This window comes from Phenylobacterium sp., from assembly GCF_037189685.1.
GTDB lineage: Bacteria > Pseudomonadota > Alphaproteobacteria > Caulobacterales > Caulobacteraceae > Phenylobacterium.
The window spans coordinates 193,773-220,026 of record NZ_JBBCIT010000014.1 but is presented as its reverse complement, the minus strand read 5'-3'; the positions used below and the strand labels follow the sequence as shown (position 1 = coordinate 220,026).

19 protein-coding genes and 1 tRNA gene are annotated in these 26,254 nt (G+C 71.5%); 7 read left to right on the top strand and 13 right to left on the bottom strand.

Annotated elements, in window-relative coordinates:
• The first annotated feature begins 142 nt into the window (after positions 1-142).
• On the top strand, positions 143-880 hold the full coding sequence (locus tag WG212_RS11070) for a sensor histidine kinase (RefSeq protein ID WP_337187151.1): 738 nt from the start codon (positions 143-145) through the stop codon (positions 878-880).
• Positions 881-886: 6 nt separating this feature from the next.
• Here the strand turns inward: WG212_RS11070 and WG212_RS11065 are convergent, their stop codons facing one another.
• The 3 genes from WG212_RS11065 to WG212_RS11055 are packed head-to-tail and all read right to left on the bottom strand — an operon-like array spanning position 887 to position 4,885.
• A complete protein-coding gene (locus WG212_RS11065; protein ID WP_337187150.1) occupies positions 887-1,306 on the bottom strand; it encodes a MerR family DNA-binding transcriptional regulator in 420 nt (139 codons plus the stop codon).
• Positions 1,307-1,317: 11 nt separating this feature from the next.
• Complete coding sequence (locus WG212_RS11060) at positions 1,318-2,499, bottom strand: acyl-CoA dehydrogenase family protein (protein ID WP_337187149.1); 1,182 nt, start codon at positions 2,497-2,499, stop codon at positions 1,318-1,320.
• A gap of 10 nt (positions 2,500-2,509) precedes the next feature.
• Positions 2,510-4,885: a TonB-dependent receptor gene (locus tag WG212_RS11055; RefSeq protein WP_337187148.1), complete on the bottom strand. Its 2,376-nt coding sequence runs from the start codon at positions 4,883-4,885 to the stop codon at positions 2,510-2,512.
• Positions 4,886-5,012: 127 nt separating this feature from the next.
• Here WG212_RS11055 and WG212_RS11050 point away from each other — a divergent pair, with 127 nt between their 5' ends.
• From WG212_RS11050 to WG212_RS11040, 3 genes are all read left to right on the top strand, one after another.
• Positions 5,013-5,798 (top strand): helix-turn-helix transcriptional regulator, encoded by a 786-nt coding sequence (locus tag WG212_RS11050; RefSeq protein WP_337187147.1) that lies wholly within the window; start codon positions 5,013-5,015, stop codon positions 5,796-5,798.
• Between the two features lie 35 nt (positions 5,799-5,833).
• On the top strand, positions 5,834-8,824 hold the full coding sequence (locus WG212_RS11045; RefSeq protein WP_337187146.1) for a CHAT domain-containing tetratricopeptide repeat protein: 2,991 nt from the start codon (positions 5,834-5,836) through the stop codon (positions 8,822-8,824).
• A gap of 74 nt (positions 8,825-8,898) precedes the next feature.
• Positions 8,899-9,804: a hypothetical protein gene (locus WG212_RS11040; protein ID WP_337187145.1), complete on the top strand. Its 906-nt coding sequence runs from the start codon at positions 8,899-8,901 to the stop codon at positions 9,802-9,804.
• 34 nt (positions 9,805-9,838) lie between these two features.
• Here WG212_RS11040 and WG212_RS11035 read toward each other — a convergent pair whose 3' ends face one another.
• Positions 9,839-10,384 (bottom strand): gluconate 2-dehydrogenase subunit 3 family protein, encoded by a 546-nt coding sequence (locus tag WG212_RS11035; RefSeq protein WP_337187144.1) that lies wholly within the window; start codon positions 10,382-10,384, stop codon positions 9,839-9,841.
• Entirely contained in the window at positions 10,384-12,117 is a 1,734-nt protein-coding gene (locus tag WG212_RS11030; protein WP_337187143.1) for a GMC family oxidoreductase, read from the bottom strand. Before WG212_RS11030 ends, WG212_RS11035 begins: the two co-directional genes overlap by 1 nt.
• A gap of 152 nt (positions 12,118-12,269) precedes the next feature.
• Here WG212_RS11030 and WG212_RS11025 point away from each other — a divergent pair, with 152 nt between their 5' ends.
• The gene (locus WG212_RS11025; RefSeq protein WP_337187142.1) at positions 12,270-13,076 is read left to right on the top strand and encodes a DUF1080 domain-containing protein; all 807 of its coding nucleotides are present in this window, start codon (positions 12,270-12,272) and stop codon (positions 13,074-13,076) included.
• Between the two features lie 322 nt (positions 13,077-13,398).
• On the opposite strand, the gene WG212_RS11020 is transcribed toward WG212_RS11025, so the two are convergent.
• From WG212_RS11020 to WG212_RS11005, 4 genes are read right to left on the bottom strand one after another with little or no spacing between them, the layout of a single operon-like run.
• Positions 13,399-14,454 (bottom strand): sugar phosphate isomerase/epimerase, encoded by a 1,056-nt coding sequence (locus tag WG212_RS11020; RefSeq protein ID WP_337187141.1) that lies wholly within the window; start codon positions 14,452-14,454, stop codon positions 13,399-13,401.
• Positions 14,451-15,569 carry a Gfo/Idh/MocA family oxidoreductase gene (locus WG212_RS11015; RefSeq protein WP_337187140.1) on the bottom strand — a complete coding sequence of 373 codons (1,119 nt, stop codon included), beginning with the start codon at positions 15,567-15,569 and terminating at the stop codon, positions 14,451-14,453. Before WG212_RS11015 ends, WG212_RS11020 begins: the two co-directional genes overlap by 4 nt.
• Positions 15,570-15,595: 26 nt before the next feature.
• Positions 15,596-16,579 (bottom strand): sugar phosphate isomerase/epimerase, encoded by a 984-nt coding sequence (locus WG212_RS11010; RefSeq protein ID WP_337187139.1) that lies wholly within the window; start codon positions 16,577-16,579, stop codon positions 15,596-15,598.
• Positions 16,580-16,610: 31 nt separating this feature from the next.
• Positions 16,611-17,828 (bottom strand): MFS transporter, encoded by a 1,218-nt coding sequence (locus WG212_RS11005; protein WP_337187138.1) that lies wholly within the window; start codon positions 17,826-17,828, stop codon positions 16,611-16,613.
• A gap of 340 nt (positions 17,829-18,168) precedes the next feature.
• On the opposite strand from WG212_RS11005, the gene WG212_RS11000 reads away from it, so the two are divergent.
• Together WG212_RS11000 and WG212_RS10995 are read left to right on the top strand one after the other, a co-directional pair.
• On the top strand, positions 18,169-19,209 hold the full coding sequence (locus WG212_RS11000) for a LacI family DNA-binding transcriptional regulator (protein ID WP_337187137.1): 1,041 nt from the start codon (positions 18,169-18,171) through the stop codon (positions 19,207-19,209).
• Positions 19,210-19,241: 32 nt separating this feature from the next.
• A complete protein-coding gene (locus WG212_RS10995; protein ID WP_337187136.1) occupies positions 19,242-20,537 on the top strand; it encodes a PLP-dependent transferase in 1,296 nt (431 codons plus the stop codon).
• A gap of 168 nt (positions 20,538-20,705) precedes the next feature.
• Here the strand turns inward: WG212_RS10995 and WG212_RS10990 are convergent, their stop codons facing one another.
• The 4 genes from WG212_RS10990 to WG212_RS10975 form a co-directional block, all read right to left on the bottom strand.
• Positions 20,706-22,781, bottom strand: a complete 2,076-nt coding sequence (locus WG212_RS10990) for an ATP-binding protein (RefSeq protein ID WP_337187237.1) — start codon at positions 22,779-22,781, stop codon at positions 20,706-20,708.
• 165 nt (positions 22,782-22,946) lie between these two features.
• Entirely contained in the window at positions 22,947-24,590 is a 1,644-nt protein-coding gene (locus tag WG212_RS10985; protein ID WP_337187135.1) for an ATP-binding protein, read from the bottom strand.
• Positions 24,591-24,754: 164 nt separating this feature from the next.
• Positions 24,755-24,841, bottom strand: a tRNA-OTHER gene (locus tag WG212_RS10980).
• Positions 24,803-26,017 (bottom strand): glycosyltransferase, encoded by a 1,215-nt coding sequence (locus WG212_RS10975; protein WP_337187134.1) that lies wholly within the window; start codon positions 26,015-26,017, stop codon positions 24,803-24,805. Before WG212_RS10975 ends, WG212_RS10980 begins: the two co-directional genes overlap by 39 nt.
• Positions 26,018-26,254 lie beyond the last annotated feature (237 nt).

Sequence of the window (26,254 nt, the reverse complement as noted above, 5' to 3'; positions counted from 1 at the left end):
AATCAGGCGCTCTACGCCGTTGTTTCGCCCGATTTATTCTTCAACGTCCGGGAACACAGGGTGACCTCCCTGGTTACAGGTCTGACGACGCAAAATGCGGCGCCTCGACAGGAATGGCCTCACGCCGATCGGGGACTCCCCCATGCTCGCCACCGCCGCAAACTCGTCGCACGCCCTCGCCCGGGAGCTTTCGGCCGCCCGCGCCCAGCTCGCCAGTCAGGAACGGCAGATCCAGGAGCTGAACCACCGCATCGCCAACAGCCTTCAGCTCGCGGCCGACATGCTGGTGTTCGAACAGCTCCGCGCCCGTGACCCCGTCGCCCGGGCCGCGCTGGAGGCCAGCCACGCGCGCCTAGTCGCCGTGGGCGAACTCCACCGCTACCTGCACGACCATGCCGACCAGCATCAGGTCGAACTGGGCGGCTTCCTTGCGGGCCTGTGCCAGGCGATCTCGGCCTCCACGGGCCTGAACTGCACCATCAGTTCGGACCTGACCCGCGTTCCCGGCGACATGGCCCAGAAACTGGCCATAGCGGTCAACGAGCTGGCCATCAACGCCGCCAAGCACGCCTACGACGGCCAGCCGGGCGGGCGCCTTGTCGTCACCAGCCGACGCGACGGCCGCGAGCTGGCGCTGACCGTCGCCGACCGCGGCAGGGGCCTCGACGCCGACCAGAGCCGGAGTGGCTTCGGCCAGAGCGGTTTGGGCCAGAGCGGTTTAGGCCAGAGCGGTTTGGGCATGTCGATCCTGGCGGCGCTGGTCCGCGACCTGGACGGGACCCTGACGGCCCACAGCGAAGGCGGCGCCGTCTTCACCATCCGCGCGCCCCTGCCCGTTGCACCCCCTCACGGATTCCGGAGCTGGGCGCCGGAAGTCTGACCCGCCTCAGGCCGTCCCGCCGTCCTTCAGTTCGGGGTACTTGCGCTGCAGCGCCTCGCAGGCGCCCGTGAGTTCGGCGATCGCCTCGTCCACGTGCTGGCGCTGGGCCTGGAGCTGCTCGATCCGCCGCCGGTGGATGCGCAGGGCCTCGGCGTCCTGCGCCGGAGCGCCCTCCTCGTCGTAGGTGTCCAGGATGTCGCGGATCTCGGCGATGGAGAGGCCCACCCGCCGGCCGCGCAGGATGAGCTGCAGGCGCGCCCGGTCCTTGTAGGAATAGACCCGCGCCGTCTCCCGCCGGGCCGGCGAGAGCAGCCCCTGCTCCTCGTAGAAGCGCAGCGCACGGGGCGTGGCGCCGAACTCGCGACAGAGCTGGGTGATCGAATAGGTGCGATACGGCGGGCGGCGCAGGTTGAGCAGCGTCGACATGGTGTCCTCCGTCATAGCCCGAGCACGAGCCGGGCGATGATGTCCCTCTGGATCTCGTTGGAGCCACCGTAGATCGAAGCGGCGCGATTGTTGAGATACCTCGGCATCGCGACCAGCCCTTCCGATGGCCCCACCGCCTCCGCATTGGCGCCGGGTTCCCGCGCCTCGGGCTGGTCGGCCCAGGCGTAGGCGCCCAGGCCCGCGATCGACAACTCGTCCACCCGCTGCATGGCCTCGGTCCCGTTGATCTTCAGCATGGACGAAGCCGGACCCGGATTCTTGCCGCCGGCCAGCGCCGACAGCACCCGTCGCTCCGAGATGTCGATCGCCGTCACCGCGATCTCGGCCTCGGCCAGGCGCCGGCGGTGGGCCGGATCGTCGTCGTGGGCCGCCGCCGCGATCCGCCGCGCGCGCTGGAGCCCCACCTGGAGCCCTGGCGCCGAGCCGCCGCCCCGCTCGAACTCCAGCAGGTACTTGGCCACCGTCCAGCCCTGGTTCTCCTCGCCGATCCGGCCCGACTTGGGCACGCGCACGCTATCGAAGAACACCTGGTTCACCTCGTGCTCGCCGGCCAGGGTGATGATCGGCTTCACGCTGATCCCCGGCGTGTCCATCTCCAGCAGCAGGAAGGTGATCCCCTGCTGCGGCTTGCCCGATGTCGAGGTCCGCACCAGGCAGAACATCCGGTTGGCGTGCTGGGCGTGCGTCGTCCAGATCTTCGACCCGTCCAGAACGTAGTGATCTCCATCACTTACGGCCCGGAGCTGAAGCGACGCCAGGTCCGATCCCGATCCGGGTTCGGAATACCCCTGGCACCAGTAGTCCTCGCCCGAGAGGATGCGCGGCAGGTAGTAGGCCTTCTGCTCGGGCGTGCCGTAGCCCATGATGACCGGCCCCACCATCTTCAGGCCCATGGGCGCCAGGCTGGGCGCGCCCGCCCGCGCGCATTCCGCGGCGAAGATGGCGCGCTGCACCTCGCTCCAGCCCGGGCCGCCGTATTCCCGGGGCCACGACGGCGCCGCCCAGCCCTTGGCGTGCAGGATGCGCTGCCACGGGAGGCTGTGGCGAGGGTCGCAGAAGACGCTGGTCAGCGCCGCGCCGGCCGCGCGCAGTTCGGGCGTCAGGTGCGCGCTCAGGAAGGCGCGCACCTCGTCCCGGAACGCCACGTCGCCGGCGGTCAGTTCGAGATCCATGTATCCTCGTCTAGAACTTGGAACGCAGGGTGACGCCCCAGGTGCGGGGCGCGCCCAGGAACGCGGCGAAGGTGCCGGATTGCAGGGGCTGGTCCACCACCACCTGGAAATAGTCCTCGTTGGTCAGGTTCTGCGCGAACAGCTCCACCGTCCAGCGTTCATCGGCCGAGCCCAGGCCGATCCGGCCGTTCCACAGCGTCAGTTCCTTCTGGATCTTCAGCGGGTCCAGGTTCGATCCGGTGTTGTAGGGCGACGTATAGCGGCCCGAGAGGCTGGCCCGCAGCTTCAGCCCCTCGGCGACGTCGGTCTCATAGGCCGCCGACCAGGAAGCCGACCACAGGGGCGCGTAGGAGAGCCGCGACGTGGGCAGCCGCGGCCCGATGCCGGGGCCGGGGGTGAAGTTCCCGAACTGGGTGACCGCATAGGTGACGCCCCCCGTCGCCGTCAGGCCGGGGATCGGCGTGCGCCACACCAGATCCATGTCCACGCCCTTCGACGTCACCTTCGGGATCGAGGCCACCACGAAGCTGATGCCGGTGAAGGTGTTGAGCTGGAAGTCCTTGAACGTCTGGTCGAAGGCGGCCGCGTTCAGGATCAGCCGATTGCCGAAGAGCTGCGTCTTCAGGCCCGCTTCCCAGCTCTCCACCGTCTCGGCGTCGAAGCTGGTGTCGGGGTTGATGATCCCGGCGCCGAGACGGGCCCTGTCCAGGTTGAAACCGCCGCTCTTGTGGCTGTTGGCGTACGAGACATAGGCCATCACGTCGGGGTTGAAGCGGTAGCTCAGCTTGGCCGTGCCGCCCAGGCGGTCCTCGCTGCGCTTCTGGCGGGTGTCCGCGTTGTCGAACGCCGGGTCCGAACCGGGCGCGCACAGGGCCGAGCGGGCCGCCGCCGGGATCGGGCGGACGATGGCCGCGGCGCAGGCGGCGCCGGGCGCGGTGTTCCGGTACTGGGAGAAGACCTTCTTGGTGTCGTCGCTGTAGCGAAGGCCGAACGTCAGATCGAGGCCCTCGGCGATCCGCCAGGTGTTGTTGGTGAAGATCGCCCAGCCGCGGCTCGAATGGTCGTAGCGGTCATAGGCGCCCTGGCCGGGAATGAAGTTCGAGCCCGCCGGCAGGCCGGTCAGGGCCGACACCGCCGTGGGGTTGGCGCCACCCGACAGCAGCAGGCTGAAGTAGGTCTCGTAGGCCGTGCCGTAGGGTGTGAAGGCGCTGGTGTCGAGCTGCTCGTCCGAGACGTAGCCGCCGATCATCCAGTCGAGGGGGCCGCTTCGCCCGGCCACCCTCACTTCCTGTGAGAACGTCTTGAATTTACTGAAGGTCCGACCATCGTCGGGTCGGTGCCAGATGTCGGCCGAAGAGAAGTCGATGTCGTTGGCCTGATAGTTCTTCCAGTCGCGGAAGGCGGTGATCGAAGTCAGGGTGACGTCGGGGTTGATCTCCCAGTCCGCCTGCAGCGAGACGCCCTTCTCCCTGATGTCCTGGTTCGATTCGCGGTTGGCGTAGGCCAGTCGGCGGAACGGGTCGGCCGGGCGCAGCGTGCCCGCATCGGCGGCCAGGGCGTCGATGATCGCCCCGGTCGGCCCGACCAGGGTGGTGACGTTCAGGCAGCAGTGCTCGTTGCGCTCGGTGTAGTCCGCCAGGAACCGCACGGTGAGGGTGTCGGACGGCAGCCAGAGGAGCTGGCCACGGATCGTCACCACGTCCTGGTCGTCGTTGTCCTTCTGCGTGCTGGGGCCGGCGCCGTTGGCCACGTCATAGAAGCCGTCGCGCTTGCGCACCGCCGCGAAGAGGCGCCCCGCGACTGTTTCGCCGATCGGGCCGGTGACGCTGACGGCGGCGCCGCGCTGGTCGTGGTTCCCGTAGGTCGCCTCGGCGCTGGCGCCGAAGTCGAACTCGGGCGCCTTGGTGATCACGTTGATGACCCCGGCCGAGGTGTTCTTGCCGAAGACGGTGCCCTGCGGCCCCTTCAGCACCTCGATCCGTTCCAGCTCGCCCAGGTCGCCGAAGGCCACGCCGCTGCGGGCGCGGTAGACGCCGTCGATCACCGTGCCCACCGAGGATTCCAGGCCGGGGTTGTCGCCGATGGTGCCGACGCCGCGGATTCGGATCGAGGTCTGCGCGCCGCCCGTCGAGGAGGTGACGCTGAGGCCCGGAGTCAGGACCTGCAGGTCCTTCACGTCGCGCACGCCGGCGTCCTGGAGCTGCTGGCCGGACACGACGTTCACCACGATCGGCACGTCCTGCAGGTTCTGTTCGCGCTTCTGGGCGGTGACGATGATCGCCTCGACCTCGGCGACGTCGCCCTGGTATCCCTGGGCCAGCGCCGGAGCGCCCCCGCAGGCCATCGCCAGCACAGCCGACGAGGCGGCGTACTTCCGCAAACGCATAGACTTCCTCCCCTTGCGCTCCAGGCGCATTCTTGGCGCGCCCATTGCGAGGGGCGCATCACGGCAGCTTGCGGACGGCGCGAGGGGCGAACAAGCTAGCGGAAGTGATAGGGTCCCCGCCGCCACCATGGCCGACGAGCGTTCACCCCTGGCCGCATTGGCCGAAGCCGAGACCCTGGCCCGCGAGATCGCGGCCTCGGGCGCGCGCCTCGCCCTGCCCTATGTGGCGGTCGCCGCCGACATCGGCGCCGCCCGGCCGCCCCGCGGGCTGGACGGGCGGCCGTTCGCCGAGACGGTGTTCCGCTGGCTCGACCCTGAGCTGCGCTACTGGGAGGATCACGGCTTCGCCCTCAAGGCGGCGTTCATCCACGCGACGCGGGTCTGCTCGGAGCCCTTCTATTTCCGGGACGGCCGCTTCGGGTCCTGGCGCCCCAATGCCGCGCTGGACGCCGTCACCAACGAAGGCGCGATCGAGACCTACGGGGTCGGCGCGGCGATCATCGCCCCGGCCTACCTGCCGCTCGGGGTGATCGGCGCCGTCGTCTGGGCGACGCCCGACACCGGCCTGGATATCGTGTCCGTCTTCGAGCGCCATGCCGTGACGCTCCACGGCCTGGCTCTGCGGTTCGTGGCCACCTATGGCGACGCCGTGGCGGTTCGGGAAGGGACGCCGCTCCGCCTCACCCGCCGCGAGATCCAGGTGCTGAAGTGGGCGGCGGCCGGCAAGACCGACGCCGAGATCGGCGAACTGGTGGCCATCTCGTTGCCGACCGTGCGCTTTCACGTGACGAACGCCGCCCGCAAGCTCCACGCCGCCGGCCGCTCCCAGGCCATCCAGCGCGCCGCCACGCTCGGATATATCGGCGCTGCCGCGGCGTACGGCCCCATGCGCACCCGCCCCGGAAACGACTAGGCTTCTCTCGGGGTGATTCTGGAAGGGACGGTCGCATGCGTCTCGCGTCCGGCCGGCTGGGCGTCGTCGCCAGCGCGGCCCTGATCTTCGCCGCGGCCGGTGTGCCCGCGGCGGCCGCACGCGATCCGACGCCGGCCGAGCAGGCCGTGTGGCTTCGCCTGGTGGACGAAGCCGAGAACGCCCAGGCCACCGGCGACTGGCGGCGGCTCGAACGGGCAAGCCGCCGGCGCGCGCGGCTGGAAGCCGAGATCCACGGCGCGGCCTCGCCGGCCGCCGCGGCGTCCTGGTCGTGGGTCGGCAAGGCGTTGGCCAAGCAGCGCCGCGACGCGGAGGCCGAGCCGTTCTTCCGCCGCGCCTACGAGACAGCCCTGGCCGGCCTTGGCCCGAACGACCCGCAGACGATGCTCGCAGGCGCGAACCGCGCCGCGGCGCTGGAGCGCTTGGGCCGGTTCTCGGAGGCCGAACCGCTACGCCGTGCGCTCCTGGACTCGACCCGGGCCCGCTTCGGCCCTCAGGGCCTCGAGACCGCCGCCGCTGCGGCCGCCCTGGCCGACGTCCGCCGCGCCGATGGCCGGGCGGGCGACGCCGAACCGCTCTATCGCCTGGCCTACGAGATCGACGTGGCGCGATTCGGCGAGGGCGACCGCCGGATCGCCGACGACCTTTCCGCACTGGCCGAGGCCCTGGACGACCTTGGCCGGTACGCCGAGGCCGAGCCGATGCACCGGCGAGCGCTGGCGCTCAGCCGTCGGGGCCCCGACGGCCCCGACACCGCCCGCGCCTATTCGCGCATGGCGGCCAATCTCGACGCCCAGGGCCGCCCGGCGGTGGCCGAGCCCCTGCACCGTCGCGCCGTGGAGATCGCCGGGACGCGGGAGGCTGACGCCAGTCCCATGGACCCGACCGATTTCAGCCTCGGCCTTGCCGCCAACCTCGTGGCCCAGGATCGCGCCGCCGAAGCCGATCCGATCCTCCGCCAGGCCCTGCGCGCCCGGCAGGCCCTCCACGGCCGGCGCAGCGTCGAAGCCGCCCTGGCGCAGATCGCCCTGGGCGAGGCGCTCACCGCACGCGGCCACGCCCGCGAGGCCGTCCGGCTCCAGCAACCGGCCCTCAAGGCCCTGCGCGCCGGCCGTGGCGAAGCGCATCCGGCCACCGCCCGGGCCTACGCCGCCCTGGGCGCCTCGCTCCAGGCCCGCGGCGACACGAAGCGCGCCGATCCGCTCCTGCGACAGGCCCTCCGTATCCGCCAGGACCGCCTGGGCGAGCGCCATCCGCTGACCGCCCGCGCCTACGATGTCCTGGCGCAGAACGAGGCTCGCCGCGGCGCCGCCGCCCCGGCCGAGGCCCTGGCCTCACGCGCGGTCGCGATCGTCCTGGAGCGCGAGCCTCCCACCCTCGCGGGGATCGGCCCGGCGCCGCTCCGGGGGGCCGACGACGCGCCCGAGGTGCGGATGCTGCGGCGCTACCTGGATCACGCCTGGAACGCCGCCCGGCGCTCGCCCGAGGACCTGCCGCGCATCCAGGAGGCCGCCTTCCTGGCCGCCCAGGACCTCACGGCCACGCCCGCGGCCGGCGCCGTGGCCGACACGGCGGCCCGCGCCGCCCTGCCCTCGGCCGACGCCCGCACCGCCCGCGTCCGACAGGACCTCACCCGGCAGGCCCGCGCGCTGGAGAGCCGCCTGCTGGGCGCGCTGCCCGCCAACGATCCCGCCGAGACAGCTCGCATCGGGGCCGCGCTGGACGCCGTCGCCTCCGAGGTGGCGGCCCTGGAGCGCCGGATCGGACCCTGGCCGTCGCCACCAGCCACCACGGCGCGCGCGCTCCCGCTCCAGGACCTCCAGCGACGCCTCCGCCTCGACGAGGGGCTGTTGCTGCTCACCCCTGCGGGCGAGGACATCCATGTCTTCGCGGTGACCCGTTCCCGCATCGCGTGGCTGCGCGTCGAGGGGGCCCGGCGCCCCACGGAGGCCCGCGTCCAACGGCTGCGGTGCCAGATGGACGACGACGCCTGCCCTCCCGGCGCGGCCGACGAGGGGCTCCAGCCGTTCGACCACGCCGCGGCGCACGCGCTCTACGCCGAGTTGATCCGGCCCGTGGAGGGCGCGCTGTCCGGCGCGCGGCGGCTGTTCGTCAGCACCGACGGGGCGCTGGCCAACCTTCCTCTGAGCCTGGCCGTCGTGCGGCCGCCTGCGAACGGCGCCGAGGCGGCGTGGCTGGCCGATCGCTATGCGATCACCGTCCTGCCCGCCGTCGCCAGCCTGCGCGCCGGCCCGCCCGCGCCCCGGCGCCGCGACCGCCCCTGGACGTTCGCCGGCTTCGGCGCCCCCAATCTCCAGCAGGGCAAGGTGGGTCCCGCCACGCGCCGGCTGGCCGACCCCAGGGCCCTTCACGCCGCCTATGGCCCCCTGCCCGGCACGGCCGACGAACTCCGGGCGATGGCGCGGGTCCTGGGCGCGCCTGCGGCCTCGGTCCGCCTGGGCGACGCGGCCACCGAAGCGGCGCTGAAGGCGTCGTCCCGCCTGTCTCAGGCCCGCGTGGTGGCCATCGCCACCCACGGGATCCTCTCCAGCGAGATTCCCGGCCTCGACGAGCCGGGGTTGGTGCTGACCCCGCCCGCCGAGGCGACCCCCGAGGACGACGGCGTCCTCACCGCGTCCGAGGCCGCCGCTCTGCACCTTCAGGCCGACTGGGTGATCCTGTCGGCGTGCAACACCGCCGGGCCTGACGGATCTCCCGGAGGCCGCAACCTGTCCGGCCTCGCCAACGCCTTCCTGCACGCCGGGGCGCGCGCCCTGATGGTCAGCCATTGGCGGGTCTATGACGACGCCACCTCGGCCCTCACCGCCCGGACCATCGCCGCCCAGCGCGCCGACCCCGATCTCTCCCGGGCCGAGGCGCTCCAGGTCGCCATGCGCGCCGTCCGCACCGGCCGGCTGCCGGACGGCGCGCCCCTGCCCGGTTGGCGCCCGGAGTGGGCGCATCCCGCCTACTGGGCGCCCTTCGTGGTGATCGCCACCGGGCGCTGATCCCGCGCCGCACGACCAAGCTCGACCACAGCCCAGCCTTGCTCCTCTGCGATGCGAGGCGCATGAAACGGGTCATGGCGCTCCCGTCCCCCCGCGTATGGTCCCTGGCCAGGCTGTCGCTGGGGTTCACGCTGGACGAGGTGGCCGCCGGGCTCGCGGGGCTCGATCCGATGGACGCCCTGCTCGTGCTCGCCATCAACCAGGCCAACATCGCGCCCCTCACGCGGGATCCCGAGGCGCGCCGCGCCTATGGCGCGCTGGAGCACGCCGCGCCCGACACCGCCCGCCGGCCCGCCACCGTCAACGCCATCGCCAATTCCCTGGGCGTTCCCTTCGAGACCGCCCGGCGGCGGCTGAAGCGGCTGGAGGCGGCGGGCGTCTGTCACACCTCGTCCACCGCCGGCGTAGTGATCCCGGAAGCCTGGCTGACGTCGCCGGCCTATCTGGAGAGCGTGCGGGCGGCGCACGGGCGCCTCCTGAAGCTCTATGCCGACCTCCGGGCCGGCGACCTGCTCGACCCCCTGCCGCCGGCCGCCTACGACGTGGATGACGGCGTTCCCATGCGCGGCGCGGCGCGCCTGATCGCCGACTTCATCCTGCGGAGCGTCGAGAATCTCCACCGGGTGGCGGGCGACCTGACCTCGGCGCTCGCCCTGCTGGCTGTGCTGGACGCCGCGCTCGGGCCGGCGGACGCGGCGGCCTGCCACGGCGCCGCCAGCGCCTCGTCCCTCGCCCGCCGGGCCGGGCTGCCCGGCGAGACCATGCGCCGCCATCTCGTCATGCTGATCGACGCCGGAGTCTGCGTGCGCACGGCTCAGGGCGTGACCATCGCACCCGGCCTGCTCTCGCGGCCCCAGATCCGGGCCCTGATCGAGGAGCACGCGTCCGACCTCCAGCGCCTGTTCGCCGGGCTGGCGGAGCGGGGCGTCGTGGCCGCCTGGGAACTCGCCGGCGCCGGCGCACCCCGCCGCCGGGCCTGAGCCTGCCTCTCCGAAGGCGGAGAACCAGGCCTCCTCAGAGCGCCCAGGCCCGCCCGACCTCCGACAATGGGATGCAGCCCTTGTAGTCGCCGGGGATGGGATCGTACCGCACCGCCACGGTCGCGCCGGGCTCGGAGCTGAAGTAACCCACCAGGACGACCTCCTTCAGCCGTCCGAAGGGGCTGAACTTCTGCCCCCTGTCGTAGGTCGCGGCTATGGCGGCCTGATCGGCGATGGACAGCGTGGCGAAGCCCTTCCCGTGCCGGGCGCGGGCGTCCGCGTCCAGGGCGTCGAGCACGCCGCGGAACTCGCCGGCCTCTGCGGCCGTGCAGTAGCCGGCGATGGTGCGGTCCACATAGGCGGGAACGCCGGCCTCCCGGGCGCCCGGCGTGTCGGTGGCCGGCGCGATCAGCTCGGCCAGGGCGTCCAGCACCTGCGCCTGGCTCAGGGTGACGCCGCTGGGCGTCCAACCCAGATTCGCGCCGACGGCCACGGCCGGCTGCGCCGCCGCCCCGGCCGGCAGGCTGAGCACGCCCCAGGCCGCGGCGAAGGTCAGGAGCGCGTCGCGGCGGCTCTGCATCACAGCTCTCCCCTGCGGCCGGCTTCGACCGCATGGGCGCAGGCGCGCGTGGTCAACGCCATGTAGGTCAGCGACGGGTTCACGCACGAGGCCGAGGTCATGCACGCCCCGTCGGTGACATAGACGTTGCGGCACTCGTGGACCTGGTTGTGCGCGTTCAGCACCGACGTCTTCGGATCGCGCCCCATCCGCGCCGTTCCCATTTCGTGGATGCCCAGGCCCGGCGGCGACGGGGTCTCATAGCCCACCACGTTGGTGAAGCCGGCGGCCTCCAGCATCTCGACCGCCGCGGTCTTCATGTCACGGCGCATGGCGGTCTCGTTCCCGCGCAGGCCGGCGTCGAACCGCAGCGTTGGCAGGCCGTACCGATCCTTTCGGTCGCGGTTCAGGGTCACCCGGTTGTCGGCGTGCGGCAGGATCTCGCCGAAGCCGCCGATGCGCACCATCCAGGGGCCGGGCTGGCTCAGTTCGTCCTTGCGCGCCGCGCCCAGGCCGGCGGCGTGCAGGTTGCGGTCCCAGTTCGGCCGCCCCGCCCCGCCCTGGTAGCCGAAGCCGCGCAGGTAGTCGCTCCGCTTCGTGGCCGCGTCGCCCAGGTTCCGGAAGCGCGGGATGTAGAGGCCGTTCGGCCGCCGGCCCGAGTAGTAGCGGTCCTCGTACCCCGGCGCCTCGGCCATCGCGCCGACGCCCAGGTGGTGGTCCATGATGTTGCGGCCGAGCTGGTCGCTGCCGTTGCCGAAGCCGTTCGGGAACCGGCGGCTGGTCGAGTTCATCATGATCCAGGTGGAGTTCAGCGCCGACGCGCAGAGGAAGACCACCTTGGCATAGAACTCCATGACCTCGCCGGTGGCCTCGTCCTGGACGCGCACGCCGCTGGCCCGGCCCTTCCGGGCGTCGTACAGGATCTCGGTCACGATCGAATGCGGGCGGAGCTTGAAGTTCCCGGTCTTCTCGGCCGCCACCAGCGTCACGGCGTTCGAGCTGAAGTAGGCTCCGAACGGACAGCCGCGCATGCACATGTTGCGGTGCTGGCACTTGCCGCGGCCCAGGGCGATCTGCTCCTCCGTGGGTTCGGTCAGGTGCGCGCAGCGGCCGATGGTGACCCGCCGCTCGGGGAAGCGCGCCTCGGTCTTCGCCTTCAGCACCTTCTCGACGCAGTTCATCTCCATCGGCGGCTGGAACACGCCGTCCGGAAGCTGGGGCAGGCCCTCGGCCTGGCCGCTCACGCCGATGTAGCGCTCGACGTAATCGTACCAGGGGGCGATGTCGCGATAGCGGACGGGCCAATCGACCCCGACGCCCTCCTTCGCGTTCGCCTCGAAGTCCAGGTCCGACCAGCGATAGCTCTGCCGCGCCCACAGCAGCGATCGGCCGCCCACGTGGTAGCCGCGGATCCAGTCGAAGGGCTGATCCTCGGTGTAGGGGTTCTCGTCGTCTCGGACGAAGAAGTGCTGGGTGTATTCGGTCAGCGCATAGCCCGTCCGGTTCTGGACCGGGTACTTCGCCTTCAGCTCGTCCGGCGGCAGCTTGGCGCGGGGATACTTCACCTCCCACGGGTGCGTGGCCGCGGTGGGATAGTCCTCCAGGTGGCGCACCATGCGCCCGCGCTCCAGCACCAGGGTCTTCAGGCCCCTTTCGCTCAGCTCCTTGGCCGCCCAGCCGCCGGTCATGCCGCTGCCGACGACGATGGCGTCGTAGGTGTTCTCCTGCCGCCAGCGGGTGTTGAGATTGGCCATCGACGTCTCCCCCTCGGAGCCTGGACGGCTCCGCCCGGCGGTCGTTCGCGCCGCCGGTTCGAATGAGGTGCAGGCTCACATGCAATCGATTACATTGCAAGCGGGAGCGGGGTCGAATCCGCGAGAACCGCCGCCCCGGGAGGACTGTTCCGATGCTTCGCCGCCTCGCGGCCGGCTGCGCCGCGCTCGCCCTTTCCGCAGGGTCTCTGGCCGCCTGCGCCCACGCCCCGGCCGAGCCGGAATGGACACCCCTCTTCGATGGCCGCACGCTGGACGGCTGGACGCCCAAGATCGCGGGCCATCCCGCCGGCGAGAACTGGCGTGAAACCTTCGTGGCCCAGGACGGCGCCATCCGCGTCAGCTACGCGGGCTACGATCGTTTCCAGAACCGCTTCGGACATCTGTTCCACAGGACGCCGTTCAGCGCCTATCGCCTGCGGCTTCAGTACCGCGTGCTGGAGCCGCCCCTGCCCGACACGCCGGCCTGGGCCATCGGCAACAGCGGGGTGATGTTCCACGCCCAGAGCCCCGAGAGCATGGGCCTGGACCAGGCCTTTCCCGTCTCCATCGAGTTCCAGATCCTGGGCGCCCGCGGCCCCGGCCCGCGGCCCACCGGCGCCCTTTGCACGCCGGGGATCGTCGTCACCATGCCGGACGGCAAGCGTCAGCCCGCCCACTGCACGCCGTCGTCCGGCCCGACCATTCCCAACGGGACCTGGGTCGACCTGGAGCTGGAGGTCCTCCCGGATGGCCACATCATCCAGCGCATCGACGGCCAGGTCGTGCATCGCTACAGCGCCCCGGCCCTCGACCCCGACGATCCCCTGGCCGCCGCCGACGCCCGCCGCGTCATCGCCGCGCGGGGCGGCAAGCTGGAGATCGCCAGTGGCTACATCGCGCTCCAGAGCGAAGGCCACCCCATCGAGTTCCGCGACATCCGCATCCAGCCCCTGCGCTGATGCGTCTCCCACCCGGCGAAGGGAATAGGCGGAAGGACAGATTGCACCCCTTGCGCTCCCTACGTCCGCTTCTGTCGTAGCCGCAAGCCTTAGGGCGTCCGGTCCTGGCAGGCCGCGAAGCGGCGTCCTTGCATGGAAAGAACCGCGGAAAACGCGGAGAGACGCGGAAGGCGAAGCTGCGATTCGGCGCCCTTCCGCGTTTTCCGCGGTTGCATGAAGGAGCCTCCGCTCGCGCGAAGGCTCGAAGCACACCCCGGCCCTTTCCTGTCTTTTCGTGTCTTTCGTGGTCCCCAATCCCAAACACGTCGCGCGGGAGGCGGGATCAAAGCCCGAGCAGCCGCCGGTTCCGCGCCGCATCCGTCCCCGCCGAGGCGAAGTCGTCGAACGCGTGCGGCGTCACGCGGATGATGTGGTCGCGGATGAAGGGCGCGCCTTCGCGTGCGCCGTCCTCAGGATGCTTCAGCGCGCACTCCCACTCCAGCACCGCCCAGCCCGGATAGTCGTAGGCCGCCAGCTTCGAGAAGATCGCCCCGAAGTCCACCTGCCCGTCGCCCAGCGAGCGGAACCGCCCCGGCCGCTCGACCCAGCCCTGATAGCCGCCGTAGACGCCCGAGCGCCCGTTCGGCCGGAACTCGGCGTCCTTCACGTGGAAGGCCCGGATGCGCTCGTGGTACAGGTCGATGTAGGCGAGGTAGTCGAGCTGCTGCAGCACGAAGTGGCTGGGGTCGTACAGCAGGCAGGCCCGGGGGTGGCCGCCCACCAGGTCCAGGAACCGCTCGTAGGTGGCCCCGTCGTGCAGGTCCTCGCCCGGATGGATCTCGTAGCAGACGTCGACGCCGGCCTCGTCGAAGGCGTCCAGGATCGGCCGCCAGCGGCGCGCCAGCTCGCCGAACGCCTCGTCCACCAGGCCCGCCGGCCGCTGCGGCCACGGATAGAGGTAGGGCCAGGCCAGGGCGCCCGAAAAGGTGGCGTGGGCGTTCAGGCCCAGCCGCCGGCTGGCGACGGCCGCCGCCTTGACCTGACGCACGGCCCATTCCTGCCGCGCCTGCGGGCGGCCGCGCAGCTCGGCGGGCGCGAAGGCGTCGAACAGCTCGTCATAGGCCGGATGCACCGCCACGAGCTGGCCCTGGAGATGGGTCGACAGCTCGGTGATCTGCAATCCCTTGTCGGCCAGCATGCCGGCGATGTCGTCGCAGTAGGCCTGGCTCTCGGCCGCGCGTTCCAGGTCGAAGATCGAGTCCGCCCCGCCCGTCGGCAGTTGCAGGCCCACATAGCCCAGCCCGGCCGCCCAGTCGGCCAGGGTCTCCAGCCGGTCGAACGGCGGCTCGGCCCCGACGAACTGCGCCAGGAAGATCCCCGGTCCCTTCAGCGTCTTCATGCGGGGCTCCCGTCCAGCTCGATCCAGCCGGCGTCCGCGCGGCTGGCGGCCACCGCCTGCTCTACGAAGGCCATGCCACGCACGCCCTCCTCCACGCCCGGAACCAGCCCCGCGTCCCCGCGCCCGGCGACCATGGCGTCGGCCATGTCACCGTAGAGGTTGGCGAAGGCCTCGACGAACCCCTCGGGATGGCCCGTGGGAATCCGCGACCCCGCCCGCGCCGCCGCGCCCAGATAGGGCGACGCCGCATGCAGCACCTGGGTCGGCCCGTCCAGCCAGTCCACCGTCAGCTCGGTATGCCGCTCGTGCGACCACGTCAGGCCGCCGCGCTCGCCATAGACCTTGATGTTCAGCCCGTTGCGCGCGCCGGCCGAGATCTGCGAGGCGATCAGCACGCCCCGCGCCCCGCCCGAGAACCGCAGCAGGATGTTGCAGTCGTCGTCCAACGTGCGCCCCGGGACCACCGCCGCCACATCGGCGCACAGCCGCCCCACCCGGTCGCCGACGACGAACTCGGCCAGGTTGAAGGCATGCACCCCGATGTCGGCGATGCACCCGCCCGCCCCCGCCTGCGCGGGGTCGGCGCGCCATTCCGCCTGCTTGCTGCCCTGCCGTTCGACAGGCGCGCTCAGCCAGCCCTGAGCATACTCGACCACCACCTTGCGCACCGCGCCCAGGTCGCCGCGCCGCACGATCTCGCGCGCTTCCCGCACCATCGGATAGCCGGTGTAGACATAGGTGAGGCCATAGAGCCGGCCCGACGCCGCCACGACGCCCGCCAGTTCCCGCGCCTGCGCCAGCGTCAGCGTCGCCGGCTTGTCGCTCATCACGTGCAGCCCGGCCTTCAGCGCCGCCGCCGACTGGGCGAAGTGGACGTGGTTCGGCGTCGTCACGGCCAGCAGCTCGGCCCCGTCCGCACGCCCCGCCTCGCCCGCGATCAGGGCGTCCACGTCCGCATAGGCCCGCTCCGGCGCCACGCCCCAGGCGCGCGCCGCCTCGGCGTTGCGGCCGGCGTCGCGGCTGAACGCGCCCGCCACCAGCCGGATCTTGCCGTCCAGCTCGGCGGCCATGCGGTGGACCGGGCCGATGAACGCTCCGGGCCCGCCGCCGGCCATGGCCAGCCTTATGGGCCCGCGTGCGATCAAGCCGTCACCCCGGCCAGGAAGTCGTGGCTGATCTTCGCCGCCTCGATCCGCGGCCGCTCGAACGGCGGCTCCTGCTCGACGTAGAAGCCGCGCACCCCGGCCGCATGCGCCGCCGGCAGCAGCCGCTTCCAGTCCAGCTTGCCTGAACCGATCTCGGTGGGCTGCATGCTGAGCGCGAAGTTGGGCTCGGTCCCGGCCTTCAGGTCCTTCACGTGCATCATGGTGAAGCGGCCCTTGTGTGCCTGCATCAGCGCCACGGGGTCCAGCCCGGCCGCCGCCACCCAGCCCACGTCGATCTCGAAGGTGACCAGGTCGGGGTCGGTCTCCTTCAGCAGGACCTCCATGCCCGTGGTCTCGCCCCCATTGTTCCCCCCCAGCGGCCGGAACTCGAAATTGTGGTTGTGGTAGCCGACCTTGATCCCGGCCTTCTTCAGCGCAGCGCCCTTCTCGTTCAGGAAGGCGGCGTTCATCTGCCAGTCGTGCAGGGTCAGCGCCCCGGTCACGCGCCGGTAGAAGTCGCCGATGCTCTCGCCCTCGGCCGGGCGGCCGGCCAGGCGGTCGGGGATGCGCGGGCTGGGCATCACGGCGTTGGCGGCGCCCACGGCGGCCAGGCCTTCGGCCAGCTTGTCCAGATCGCTGTCGAAGCCGCCGTCGGGGCCCAGCGCGCGCGCCTGCACGTGGGCCGACGCGCATTTCAGCCCGGCGCGATCCAGCGCGGCGCGCATCTCGGCCGGTTTGCGGCCCAGGAAGCCGGCCAGCTCCACATTGCGGTAGCCCATGCCGGCGAGCGCCGCGAGCGTGCCGTCCAGGTCCTTCGCCGCGTCCGGCCCCAAGGTGTAGAGCTGGATGCCGATCGGCAGGCCGACCCGCTTGAAGAACGGCTGCGCCGCCGAGGCCGGGCCGGTCATGGCCGCCGCCGCCAGCGCGGCGCCGGCCGCCAGGAATCCGCGGCGCGAGGGGTCAGGCAGGGGTGTCCGCATGCGAGGTCTCCGGTGATCGGGAAGGCGCGGGTCATGGGGCGACCGGCCCGGTGGGGCCGCGCTCGGGCGGCCGGAAGAAGAAGGCCAGCAGGATCACGGCGACCAGCGCCATGCCGGTCGGGACCATGAACAGCGTGCGATAGTCGACCATCCCCGTGACGCCGTCGCGCAAGGCCCCCATCAGCGCCGGGAACAGGAAGCTGGCCACCACGCTGCCGATCCCCAGGATCAGCAGGTTGAACAGGCCCTGGGCGCTGGTCCGCACGTCCTTGGGGAACACCGCGTCCACGAAGATGTATACGGTGGCGAAGAAGAAGGCGTAGCAGATCCCGTGCAGGAGCTGCACCGCGACGATCACCGGCATGCTGTCGGCGAAGAAGGCGAACACCGCGAACCGCGCCGCGTGGCCCAGGACGCCGACGATCATCGTCGCCTTCCAGCCCAGCCGCACCAGCACCGCCCCCAGCACCAGCATGGTCAGGATCTCGGCGAGCTGGCCCAGGCTCAGCACCACCATCGACAGGTTGCCGGCGATCCCGACCCGCTCGGTCAGGAAGGCGTCGGCCATGACGAAGTAGCCGTTGTGGATCACGGAATCGATGAAGGTGACGACGAACAGCACCGCCACGAACGGCGCGCCCAGCAGGCCCAGCGCGCGCCGCCAGGCCAGCTTGTCCAGTCCCTCGGCGTCCCGACGGGGCGGCGTGTGCGGCAGGGTGAGGCTGTAGGCCGCCAGCGCGAACGAGACGATGGCCGCCACCAGGAAGATCCAGCGCACCTGGTGCGCGTCGGCCTGGGCGCCCAGCAGGAAGACGAACGGCCAGCTCACCAGCATCCAGCCCACCGTGCCGCCCATCCGCACCGCCCCGAACTGCCGGGCCGGGTCGCTCAGGTTGGCGAAGGCGATGGAGTTCGAGACCGACAGCGTCGGCACGTACAGCAGGCTGTAGACGAGATAGGCCAGGAAGAACGGCCAGAAGGTGGTGGAGAACGCCACCGCCACCAGCGCCAGCCCGCCCAGCAGGTGGCTCACGGCCAGGAACTTCTCGGCGGCGAAGTTGCGGTCGGCGAACTGGTTCGAGAAGAAGATCCCGGCCAGGGCGGCGACACCCCAGCAGCTGCCCACCAGCGACTGTTGCCAGGGCGCGAAGCCCAGCATGGTCATGTAGGGGAACAGCTTGGGCGCCCAGGCGCCCCAGACGGCGAGCTGGAGCACCATCATCAGGAACAGCCGCGCCTGGACCGTCATCTCGCCTCCCCCATCCGCCTCTCAGGACGGCGCTCGTTCGCGCGGCGCCGCCTCGGCGATGTAATCGATTGCATGGGTAGCAGAGCCAATCCGGCGGGGCAACGGCGGGCGCCGCACGGGGCGCGTCAGCACCCCAGGAAGCACGAAGACCACGAAGGTCGCGAAGACCACGAAGCTCGCTCGCAGGCCTCAGCCCTCCGGATTGGCAAGTATCCCCTCGTGGTCTTCGCGACCTTCGTGGTCTTCGTGTCCAAAGGACCGCGCCTGCGGCGCGCAGCCGCCGCGAACGCGCGATCCACGCCGGTTGCATCCAGGCGGCGCCGTCGCCAGTGTCGCGCGCATGGCGACGATTCAGGATGTGGCCCGCAGCGCGGGGGTCTCGACCGCGACGGTCTCGCGCGTGCTCAGCGCGCCCGGCCGCGTCGCCGAGGCCACCCGCGCCCGTGTCCTGGCGGCGGTGGACAGCCTGGGCTACTCGCCCAACGTGGCCGCCAAGATGCTGCGCACCCTGCGCACGCAGAAGATTCTGGTGACGGTGCCCGACATCTCGAATCCCTTCTTCTCGCAGGTGATCCGGGGCGTGGAGGAGGCCGCCAGCGCCGCCGGCTATTCCGTCCTGCTGGGCGACACCCGCCACGAGCCCGAGCGCGAGGACCAGTATGCCGCCATGCTGCGGCGCAAGGAGGCCGACGGCCTGATCTTCCTGGGCCACCGCCTGTCCGACACCCTGGCCGAGATGGCGGCCGCGCTGGGGCCCGGCGCGCCCATCGTCAACGGCTGCGAATACAGCCCCGCCCTGGCCGTCTCCTCGGCCCACATCGACAACCAGCAGGCCGCCGCGGAGGCCATGGCCCACCTCTACGGCCTGGGCCACCGCCGTGTGGGCGTGGTCACCGGCCCCCTGGCCAGCCCCTTGAGCCGCGACCGCCTGGCCGGCGTCCGCGCCGCCGCCCAGATTGCCGGCGTTCAGGCCGCTGGCGCCGTCGAGGGCCTTGCGGTCGCCACCGGCGACTTCTCGGTCGAGGCCGGCGCGGCGCTGGCCCGCGACATGCTGTCGGCCGCGACGCCGCCCACCGCCCTCTTCTGCTTCAGCGACGAGATGGCCATGGGCGCGCTGGCCGCCCTGCGCGGCCTGGGCCTGGCCTGCCCGCGCGACGTCTCGCTCGTGGGCTTCGACGACATCCGCTTCGCCGCCTACCTCGATCCGCCGCTCACCACCGTCAGCCAGCCGATGGCCGAGATCGGCCACGAGACGGTCCGCCTGCTGCTCGAGATCCTGTCGGGCCAGGCCGCCGCCCCCCGCAACGTCACCCTGCCGCACCGCCTGGTCGTCCGCGCCAGCACGGCCGCACCGGTTGCCGGAACCTCCGCCGGAGGCTAGTCCGCTTCTCGAAGAATGAGAGGAGCGCCCTGATGTCCGGACCCGGCCTTCGCCCCGACACCCTCGCCGTCCACGCCGGCTGGCGGGCGGACCCCGCCACGGGCTCGGTGGCGGTGCCGATCCACCAGACCACCTCCTACCAGTTCCAGGACACCCGCCACGCCGCGGCGCTGTTCGCCCTGGAGGAGTTGGGCAACATCTACACCCGCATCATGAACCCCACGACCGACGTGCTGGAGAAGCGCATCGCGGCGCTCGAGGGCGGCGTGGGCGCCCTGGCGGTGGCCTCGGGCCAGGCCGCCTCGGCCTTCGCGATCCAGAACCTCGCCCGCGCCGGCGACAACGTCGTCAGCTCCACCGCCCTCTACGGCGGCACCTGGAACCTGTTCGCCAACACGCTGAAGGACCTCGGCATCGAGGTGCGCTTCGTCTCGCCGGACGATCCGGAGAACTTCCGCCGCGCCACCGACGAGCGGACCCGCGCCTACTACGCCGAGACCCTGCCCAATCCGAAGCTGGACGTGTTCCCCATCGCCGAGGTGGCCGCCATCGGCCGCGAGCTGGGCGTGCCGCTGATCATGGACAACACCGCCGCGCCGCTGCTCTGCCGGCCGCTGGACCACGGGGCGGCCATCGTCGTCTATTCGGCCACCAAGTACCTGGGTGGCCACGGCACCTCGATCGGCGGCCTGATCGTGGACGGCGGCAATTTCGACTGGGAGGCGCACGCCGCACGCCAGCCGCTGCTCAACACCCCCGACCCCTCGTACCACGGCGCCGTCTGGACCCAGGCGGTGAAGCCGCTGGGGCCCATCGCCTACATCCTGCGCGCCCGCGTCATCCTGCTGCGCGACCTGGGCGCCGCGCTCTCGCCGTTCAACGCCTTCCAGATCCTCCAGGGCATGGAGACGGTCCACCTGCGCATGGAGCGTCACTGCGCCAACGCCCAGCGCGTCGCCGACTACCTGGCCGGACACAAGCGGGTGACGCGTGTGATCTATCCGACGAAGGACACCGCCCAGGCCCGCGCCCGCGCCGACCGCTACCTCAAGGGGGGCTACGGCGGCCTCGTGGGCTTCGAGCTGGACGGCGGCGTCGAGGCGGGCCGCCGCTTCATCGACGGCCTCCAGCTCTTCTACCACGTCGCCAACATCGGCGACGCGCGCAGCCTGGCCATCCATCCGGCCTCGACCACCCATTCCCAGCTCACCGAGGCCGAGCAGCTCGCCACCGGCGTGTCGCCCGGCTACGTGCGCCTCTCCATCGGGATCGAGCACATCGACGACATCCTGGCCGACCTGGACACGGCGCTGGACGCGGCGGGGTAAAGGCCGCCGGGAGACCGGAAGCTCCGGGATCGAACCCGCCGCAAAGGCCTCGCGCTGTCGCGTGCGGCTGGAGCGGCGGCGCAAGCCGCCCTCCGCGCTCCCGTGCGCCCTCTGCGGTTCCCCTGTTTCGACGCTGATCCGGCCAGGCGCTGCGACAGCCAGGCGCGGTCAGGCGGCGGCCGAGGCGATGGGCGCGCCGTCGGCGTCGCGCCCGACCCAGGCCTGCAGGCAGGCGTGCAGCTTCTCGATGTTGATCGGCTTGGCCACGCTGTCGACCATGCCGGCCGCCTGCATCCGCGCCAGTTGCTCGGGCAGGACGTCCGCGCTCATCGCGATCACCGGCGTCCGGGCCGCCGGCCCCTCCAGGTCGCGGATCGCGCGGGTGGCCGCCAGTCCGTCCATTCCGGGCATGTGCACGTCCATGAGGATGGCGTCGTAGCGGCCCAGTTGCGCCATCTCCACGGCCTCGTGTCCGTCGCAGGCGAGGTCGACGGTGCAGCCCAACATGGTCAGGACCGCCTGGCCCAGATCGCGGTTCACCGGATGGTCGTCCACCAGCAGGATGTGCGCCGACACTTCGACCGCGCCCGAGTCGGCCCTGCCCGTCCCCGCCGGGCGCGCCGTCCGCGCCATCGGCGCTTCCATCCAGAATTCCGAGCCCGCGCCGGGCGTGGAGCGCACGCCCACCTCGCCGCCCATGACCTGCGCGAGGCCCTTGCAGATAGCCAGGCCCAGGCCCGTCCCGCCATAGGTGCGGCCGATCGATCCGTCCACCTGCCGGAAGCGGTCGAACAGGACCGGCTGCGCGTCCTCGGGGATCCCCACGCCCGTGTCGACCACCGCGAACCGGATCAGGTCACGCTCGCCCGCCCGCGTCACGGTCAGCGCCAGGGTGACCTGCCCCGCTTCCGTGAACTTCACCGCGTTGTTGAGGAAGTTCAGCAGGATCTGGCACAGGCGGTGGTCGTCGCAGACGTAGGCCTCCGCGAGGTCGCCGGCCACCGTCATCTCCAAGCTCAGGCCCTTGCGCTCGGCCGCCTCCTCCACGATCGCCAGGGCGTCGCGGCATACGTCCATCAGGTCGACGGGCTTGGGGTCGAGTTCGAGGCGGCCGGCCTCGACCTTCGAGAAGTCCAGGATGTCGTTCACCACCGTGAGCAGGGCGTCGCCCGATCGCCGGATCACTCCGATCTGCCGCCTCGCCGCCTCGGGCAGGTCGGTCCGCTCCAGCACCTGGGCGAAGCCGATGATCGAGTTCAGGGGGGTGCGGATCTCGTGGCTCATGGTCGCCAGGAACTCGGTCTTGGCCACCGACGCGGCCTGGGCGCGGTCGCGCGCCCGCCGGTCGCCGCGCGCCCGGCTGGTGAGGAGCGCCCGTAGCCGTTGCTGGTGCGTCGCGGTGAGCGCGGTCACGATGCCGGTGGCGAAGACCATCGCCAGATACACCTGCATCACGGTGATCTGCTCGCTCAGGGTCATCTCGCCGGCGAGGATGGGCGAGCGTCCGATCGTCAGCCCCACCGACAGCATGGCCGCGCAGATCAGCACCATGGCCAGGATCACGGCCCGCGGCCCCATGCGCAGCCCCAGCAGCGTCACGGCGGGAAACAGGCTGAGAAGGGCCAGCGGCGCGGCCGGCGTCGCCAGGAGGGCCGCCAGCCCGGTCACCAGCACGCCCCCGGCCACGGCCTCCCACAGGGGCCTCGCCGCGGCCATGGGCGCGACGCGGTGGCCGAGCAGCAGGATCGCCGGCAGCACCAGCGACATGCCGAGGAACTTGGCGGCCAGGCGGTTCAGGACCATCGCCGTCGGGAACTCGCCGTACAGGGCCTGGGCGACCAGCCCGACGATCCCGGACCCCACGATCAGGACCGGCAGGAGCGCCAGGAAGATCAGGCGCGCGAAGCGGCCGGGGGTCGTCAGGCGCACCGCGTTCAGGCGCCGCGCGAGATGGCTGACGATGATGGCCTCGACGAAATTCAGCAGCGAATAGGCCGTGGCGTCGAACAGCGTGTTGCCGAAGGCAAGGATGACCCCAACCTGGATCGTGAAGCCCGCGGCGAGGCACACGGGCGTCCAGCGCCGCGGCAGCAGCAGGATGGCGCCGATGACAAAGGCGTTGGCGGTCCAGATCGCGTCGACGCCGCCGGCCTCGACCCGCATGACGTTGGTCAGCCAGAGGTTCAGCGTGTAGCCGCCGCAAAGCAGGGCCGCGACAAGGGCCTGGCTCGAACGCCGCTCCATCTCCGACACCTGAACGTCCTCGACGCGCCTCTGGCGGGCGCCCGGCCAGAGGCTAGCGCGCCGCCCGCGAAGGAAACCTTAAGGTGATCCGCGCCCCTGTGCAGCCGTCCCTTGCGGAGTGCGCCAGATCGCGGCGCGCCGGCCGGGCTTCGGGTCCGGCGCCTTTCAGGCCGCGCGAAGGCCGCCGGTCAGCGCCGCCTGGAGGGTGTCGAACAGCTGGGCCGGCGAGACCGGCTTGGCCAGGTGGCGGTCGGCGCCCGCCTCGCGGCTGGCCTCGATGTGCTCGGGCAGGGCGTTGGCGCTGAGCATGATGATCGGCGTGGGGTTCGCACCGGACTCCCGCTCGAACGCCCGGATCCGGCGGGTGGCGGTGAGCCCGTCCATGACCGGCATCTGGATGTCCATCAGCACCGCGCTGAACCGTTCCCGCGCGAAGGCCTCGCAGGCCGCCTGCCCGTCCTCGGCCTCCACGGTCTCGGCGCTGATCGTGTCGAGCAGCGCGCTCACCAGCGTCCGGTTCACCGGGTGGTCGTCCACCACCAGGATGCGTGCGGCCTCGTCGTCCGGGGCGGCGACCGCCCGCAGGGCCGGCTCAGCGCGCGGCGGCTCGGCGCGCGCCAGCGGTATGGAGACGGTGAAGATCGAGCCCGCGCCGGGACGGCTCTCCAGCGAGACCTCCCCGCCCATCAGGTCCACCAGCCGCCGGACGACCGCCAGCCCCAGGCCCAGGCCGCCCGCGGCGCGGGTGCTCGAGCTGTCGGCCTGTTCGAAACTCTCGAAGATGCGCGCCCGCAGGTCCTCGGAAATCCCGACGCCGGTATCGGCGACCGAAAGGCGCACCTGCCCCGCCGCCGGGGCGTCCACCGAGACGACCACACGGCCCGTCTGCGTGAACTTCAGCGCATTCTGCACGAGGTTGGCCAGCACCTGCTTGACCGCGCCCCGGTCGCCCCTGAGCCACCCCTGGGCCGCCGGATCGACCTCGACCCGGAAGTCCAGGCCCTTGCGGCCGAACCGCAGCTCGAACAGCCGCGCCACCTCGCGTACGGCGTCGGCCACGTTGAAGGCCGTCACCTCCAGCCTCGCCGTCTCGGATTGCAGCCGGGCGAAGTCCAGGACGTCGTGCAGCACGCCTTCCAGGTCGGCGCTCGACGCCTGCAGCATGGCCGTCAGCCGGGCCTGCTCGGGCGACTGGGCGGTCGCCTCCAGCAGCGCCAGGCCGCCCACGACGCCGTTCAGCGGCGTGCGGATCTCGTGGCTCATGTTGGTGAGGAAGTCGCTCTTGGCGCGGTTCGCCGCCTCGGCGCGCGCCAGCGCGTCGGCCAGGGCCCGGCGCAGGCGCAGATTCTCCAGCGCGCCGGCCGTGGCGCGGGCCACGGCGTCCAGCGCCGCCAGCTCCTCGCCCGTGGGCTCGCGCACCTCGCGCCAGTAGGCTCCGATGCACGCCAACGGGTCGGGGCGGCCCACGGGCGTCATCACGCAGCTCTTCACGAACGTGGGCGCATAGAGTTCGTGCGGGATCCGGGGATCGGCGAAGACGTCGGGGATCACCACGCGCTGGCGATGTGCGATCGCCCAGCCCGATATGCAGGCGTCCATGGGGAAGACGCCGCCCTTCCAGAGCGGTCCCACCGCGTCCTCGTCCACGTACCGCACGCGGTCGCCGTCGCGCAGGACGACCGCCACGCCGTCGGCGCCCGAAAGGCTCCGCGCCGCCGTTCGCACCACGGCCGCCACCTCAAGGGCGTCCTCCACGCCCGCGAGCCGCTCCACGGCCTGCGCCAGCGTCACGACGGGGTCTTGCGCCATGCCCGTTCCGCCTTCCTCCCGGGGACCCGCAGGGTCCACGGAAAGCGTCTCGCCGAATGGTTTAGATTTTCAGAACCGATATCCAAGGCTGTGAACGCACGCCCCACGCTCCGAACCGCCCTCGCAAGGCCGGCCTGTCGCCTCCGCAGCGCCCCTGGAAGCGGTGCGGGCGGCCGGGCTCGAACCGGCGCTCTGCCAGGCAGAAGCGGATTTTAAGTCCGCCTGAGGCTTGTCGCCGACCTTGCGGCCCGGGCTTCGCGGTCAGCCAAGAGCGAACCGAAGAATGCGACAAGCGTCTCGCCAGACTTTCGCGGACAATGCAAAGCGGTGACCTGCTCGCGCAGCGCTCGGGCTCGCATGCGGGCGGCCCCAAGGCCGGCCTTGTTGGCGAGCACCTGTTGCACCAGGCACGAAGGCGTGTCCCCCTTGGCATGCTCCGCGGCGCCCAGGATCCCCCGAAACGCCAATGGTGTCCCCACGACCGGCTTGCCACAGGCGATCGCCTCGAGGACCTTGAGCCGAACGCCCCCTCCTTCCCAATATGGGGCGAGGATCTGGTCGACCGAGTCATAGAAGGAACTCAGCTGCGGCAGGTAGCCGGTCACATCCACACCGAGCCTCAGCAGCCGCCGTTGCATCGATTCTGACACTCCGGGCCCCGAAACCCGAAGCGTTACGCCGCGAGCCGCCAATTCGGGCGCGAGTTGTTGAGCGACGACCTCCAGGGCCGCTTCGTTGGGCGCCCACGACCACACGCCGAGCAGGCCGACGTCCGCTTGCGCCAATGTCGAGGACGATCCGGTCGGCGGACGCGCCCAGGGCGGGATGACGACCGTCATCGTGTTCGCCGCAGCTTCATGGACGATCTCCGCATCTTCGCGGCAGATGGCCACGACGCCCGCGCACTCCCGCCAGAGCCGCGTTTCTAGGGCAGCGAGATAGCGTCCCTCTCGCCGGGCGACACACCGCGCAAGCCATCGGTCGAGCCGAAAACTCTCCCAGAGCCGGTGTTCGATGTTGTGGGCGTCGACCACCTGGATAGCGGTGGGAAAGAGCCTTAGGTAGGCGGACATCTGAACCGTTGAAAACACGATATCTGGCGTGTCGACTCGGGAGAGCGCCGCCAATCGGGCGCTGAGCCGGGGGTTGCTGAACTTCTGCAGCGAATAGGGCCTGCGGCTCGCATAGGCTTGGCCAAGCGTGGCGGCGAGGCGCATGGGGTCACGCCGGATCCGGATGGGCTGCGGTTCCGAGATGATCGACACGTCTGGCAGGACTCTGCCCAACTGGCTCTCCCCCGCGTGCATGTCCACAAACCCCGCCACCGTGGTCGCGAACTCCGAAGCTGCGGCGGAGAGGAGTTGAAGCGTGCGGATCTTGTGTCCTGTATCCGCATGATCCGGCAGTTCTTGGGTAAGGTAGAGCAAGCGGGGCCTCCGCCCCGTCGTCACGCCCACTTCAGCCGTGGCCACCCTCGCCTCCCTTCCGCCCGCCGCCGCCAGACTCCCCGCCAGACTCCCCGCCAAGGCCGCCTCCCCGGCCGCACGACCGGTTCCATGACCGGACGGTCCGGAAGCTGATCGGGCGCGTCAGATCGCAGCGCAACGCCGGGATTGACAAGGAGGGCGGCGTCGAGCCCCACAGCGGCGCACACGCCAGATTCA

Bases quoted from the DNA above. Each gene is read 5' to 3' on its own strand.
- WG212_RS11045 (WP_337187146.1), top strand. From the start codon at position 5,834: ATGCGTCTCGCGTCCGGCCGGCTGGGCGTCGTCGCCAGCGCGGCCCTG.
- WG212_RS11050 (WP_337187147.1), top strand. From the start codon at position 5,013: ATGGCCGACGAGCGTTCACCCCTGGCCGCATTGGCCGAAGCCGAGACC.
- WG212_RS10990 (WP_337187237.1), bottom strand. From the start codon at position 22,781: ATGGAGCGGCGTTCGAGCCAGGCCCTTGTCGCGGCCCTGCTTTGCGGC.
- WG212_RS11035 (WP_337187144.1), bottom strand. From the start codon at position 10,384: ATGCAGAGCCGCCGCGACGCGCTCCTGACCTTCGCCGCGGCCTGGGGC.
- WG212_RS11030 (WP_337187143.1), bottom strand. From the start codon at position 12,117: ATGGCCAATCTCAACACCCGCTGGCGGCAGGAGAACACCTACGACGCC.
- WG212_RS10995 (WP_337187136.1), top strand. From the start codon at position 19,242: ATGTCCGGACCCGGCCTTCGCCCCGACACCCTCGCCGTCCACGCCGGC.
- WG212_RS11005 (WP_337187138.1), bottom strand. From the start codon at position 17,828: ATGACGGTCCAGGCGCGGCTGTTCCTGATGATGGTGCTCCAGCTCGCC.
- WG212_RS11070 (WP_337187151.1), top strand. From the start codon at position 143: ATGCTCGCCACCGCCGCAAACTCGTCGCACGCCCTCGCCCGGGAGCTT.
- WG212_RS11010 (WP_337187139.1), bottom strand. From the start codon at position 16,579: ATGCGGACACCCCTGCCTGACCCCTCGCGCCGCGGATTCCTGGCGGCC.
- WG212_RS11060 (WP_337187149.1), bottom strand. From the start codon at position 2,499: ATGGATCTCGAACTGACCGCCGGCGACGTGGCGTTCCGGGACGAGGTG.
- WG212_RS11040 (WP_337187145.1), top strand. From the start codon at position 8,899: ATGGCGCTCCCGTCCCCCCGCGTATGGTCCCTGGCCAGGCTGTCGCTG.
- WG212_RS11065 (WP_337187150.1), bottom strand. From the start codon at position 1,306: ATGTCGACGCTGCTCAACCTGCGCCGCCCGCCGTATCGCACCTATTCG.
- WG212_RS11025 (WP_337187142.1), top strand. From the start codon at position 12,270: ATGCTTCGCCGCCTCGCGGCCGGCTGCGCCGCGCTCGCCCTTTCCGCA.
- WG212_RS11055 (WP_337187148.1), bottom strand. From the start codon at position 4,885: ATGCGTTTGCGGAAGTACGCCGCCTCGTCGGCTGTGCTGGCGATGGCC.
- WG212_RS11000 (WP_337187137.1), top strand. From the start codon at position 18,169: ATGGCGACGATTCAGGATGTGGCCCGCAGCGCGGGGGTCTCGACCGCG.
- WG212_RS11015 (WP_337187140.1), bottom strand. From the start codon at position 15,569: ATGGCCGGCGGCGGGCCCGGAGCGTTCATCGGCCCGGTCCACCGCATG.
- WG212_RS11020 (WP_337187141.1), bottom strand. From the start codon at position 14,454: ATGAAGACGCTGAAGGGACCGGGGATCTTCCTGGCGCAGTTCGTCGGG.
- WG212_RS10985 (WP_337187135.1), bottom strand. From the start codon at position 24,590: ATGGCGCAAGACCCCGTCGTGACGCTGGCGCAGGCCGTGGAGCGGCTC.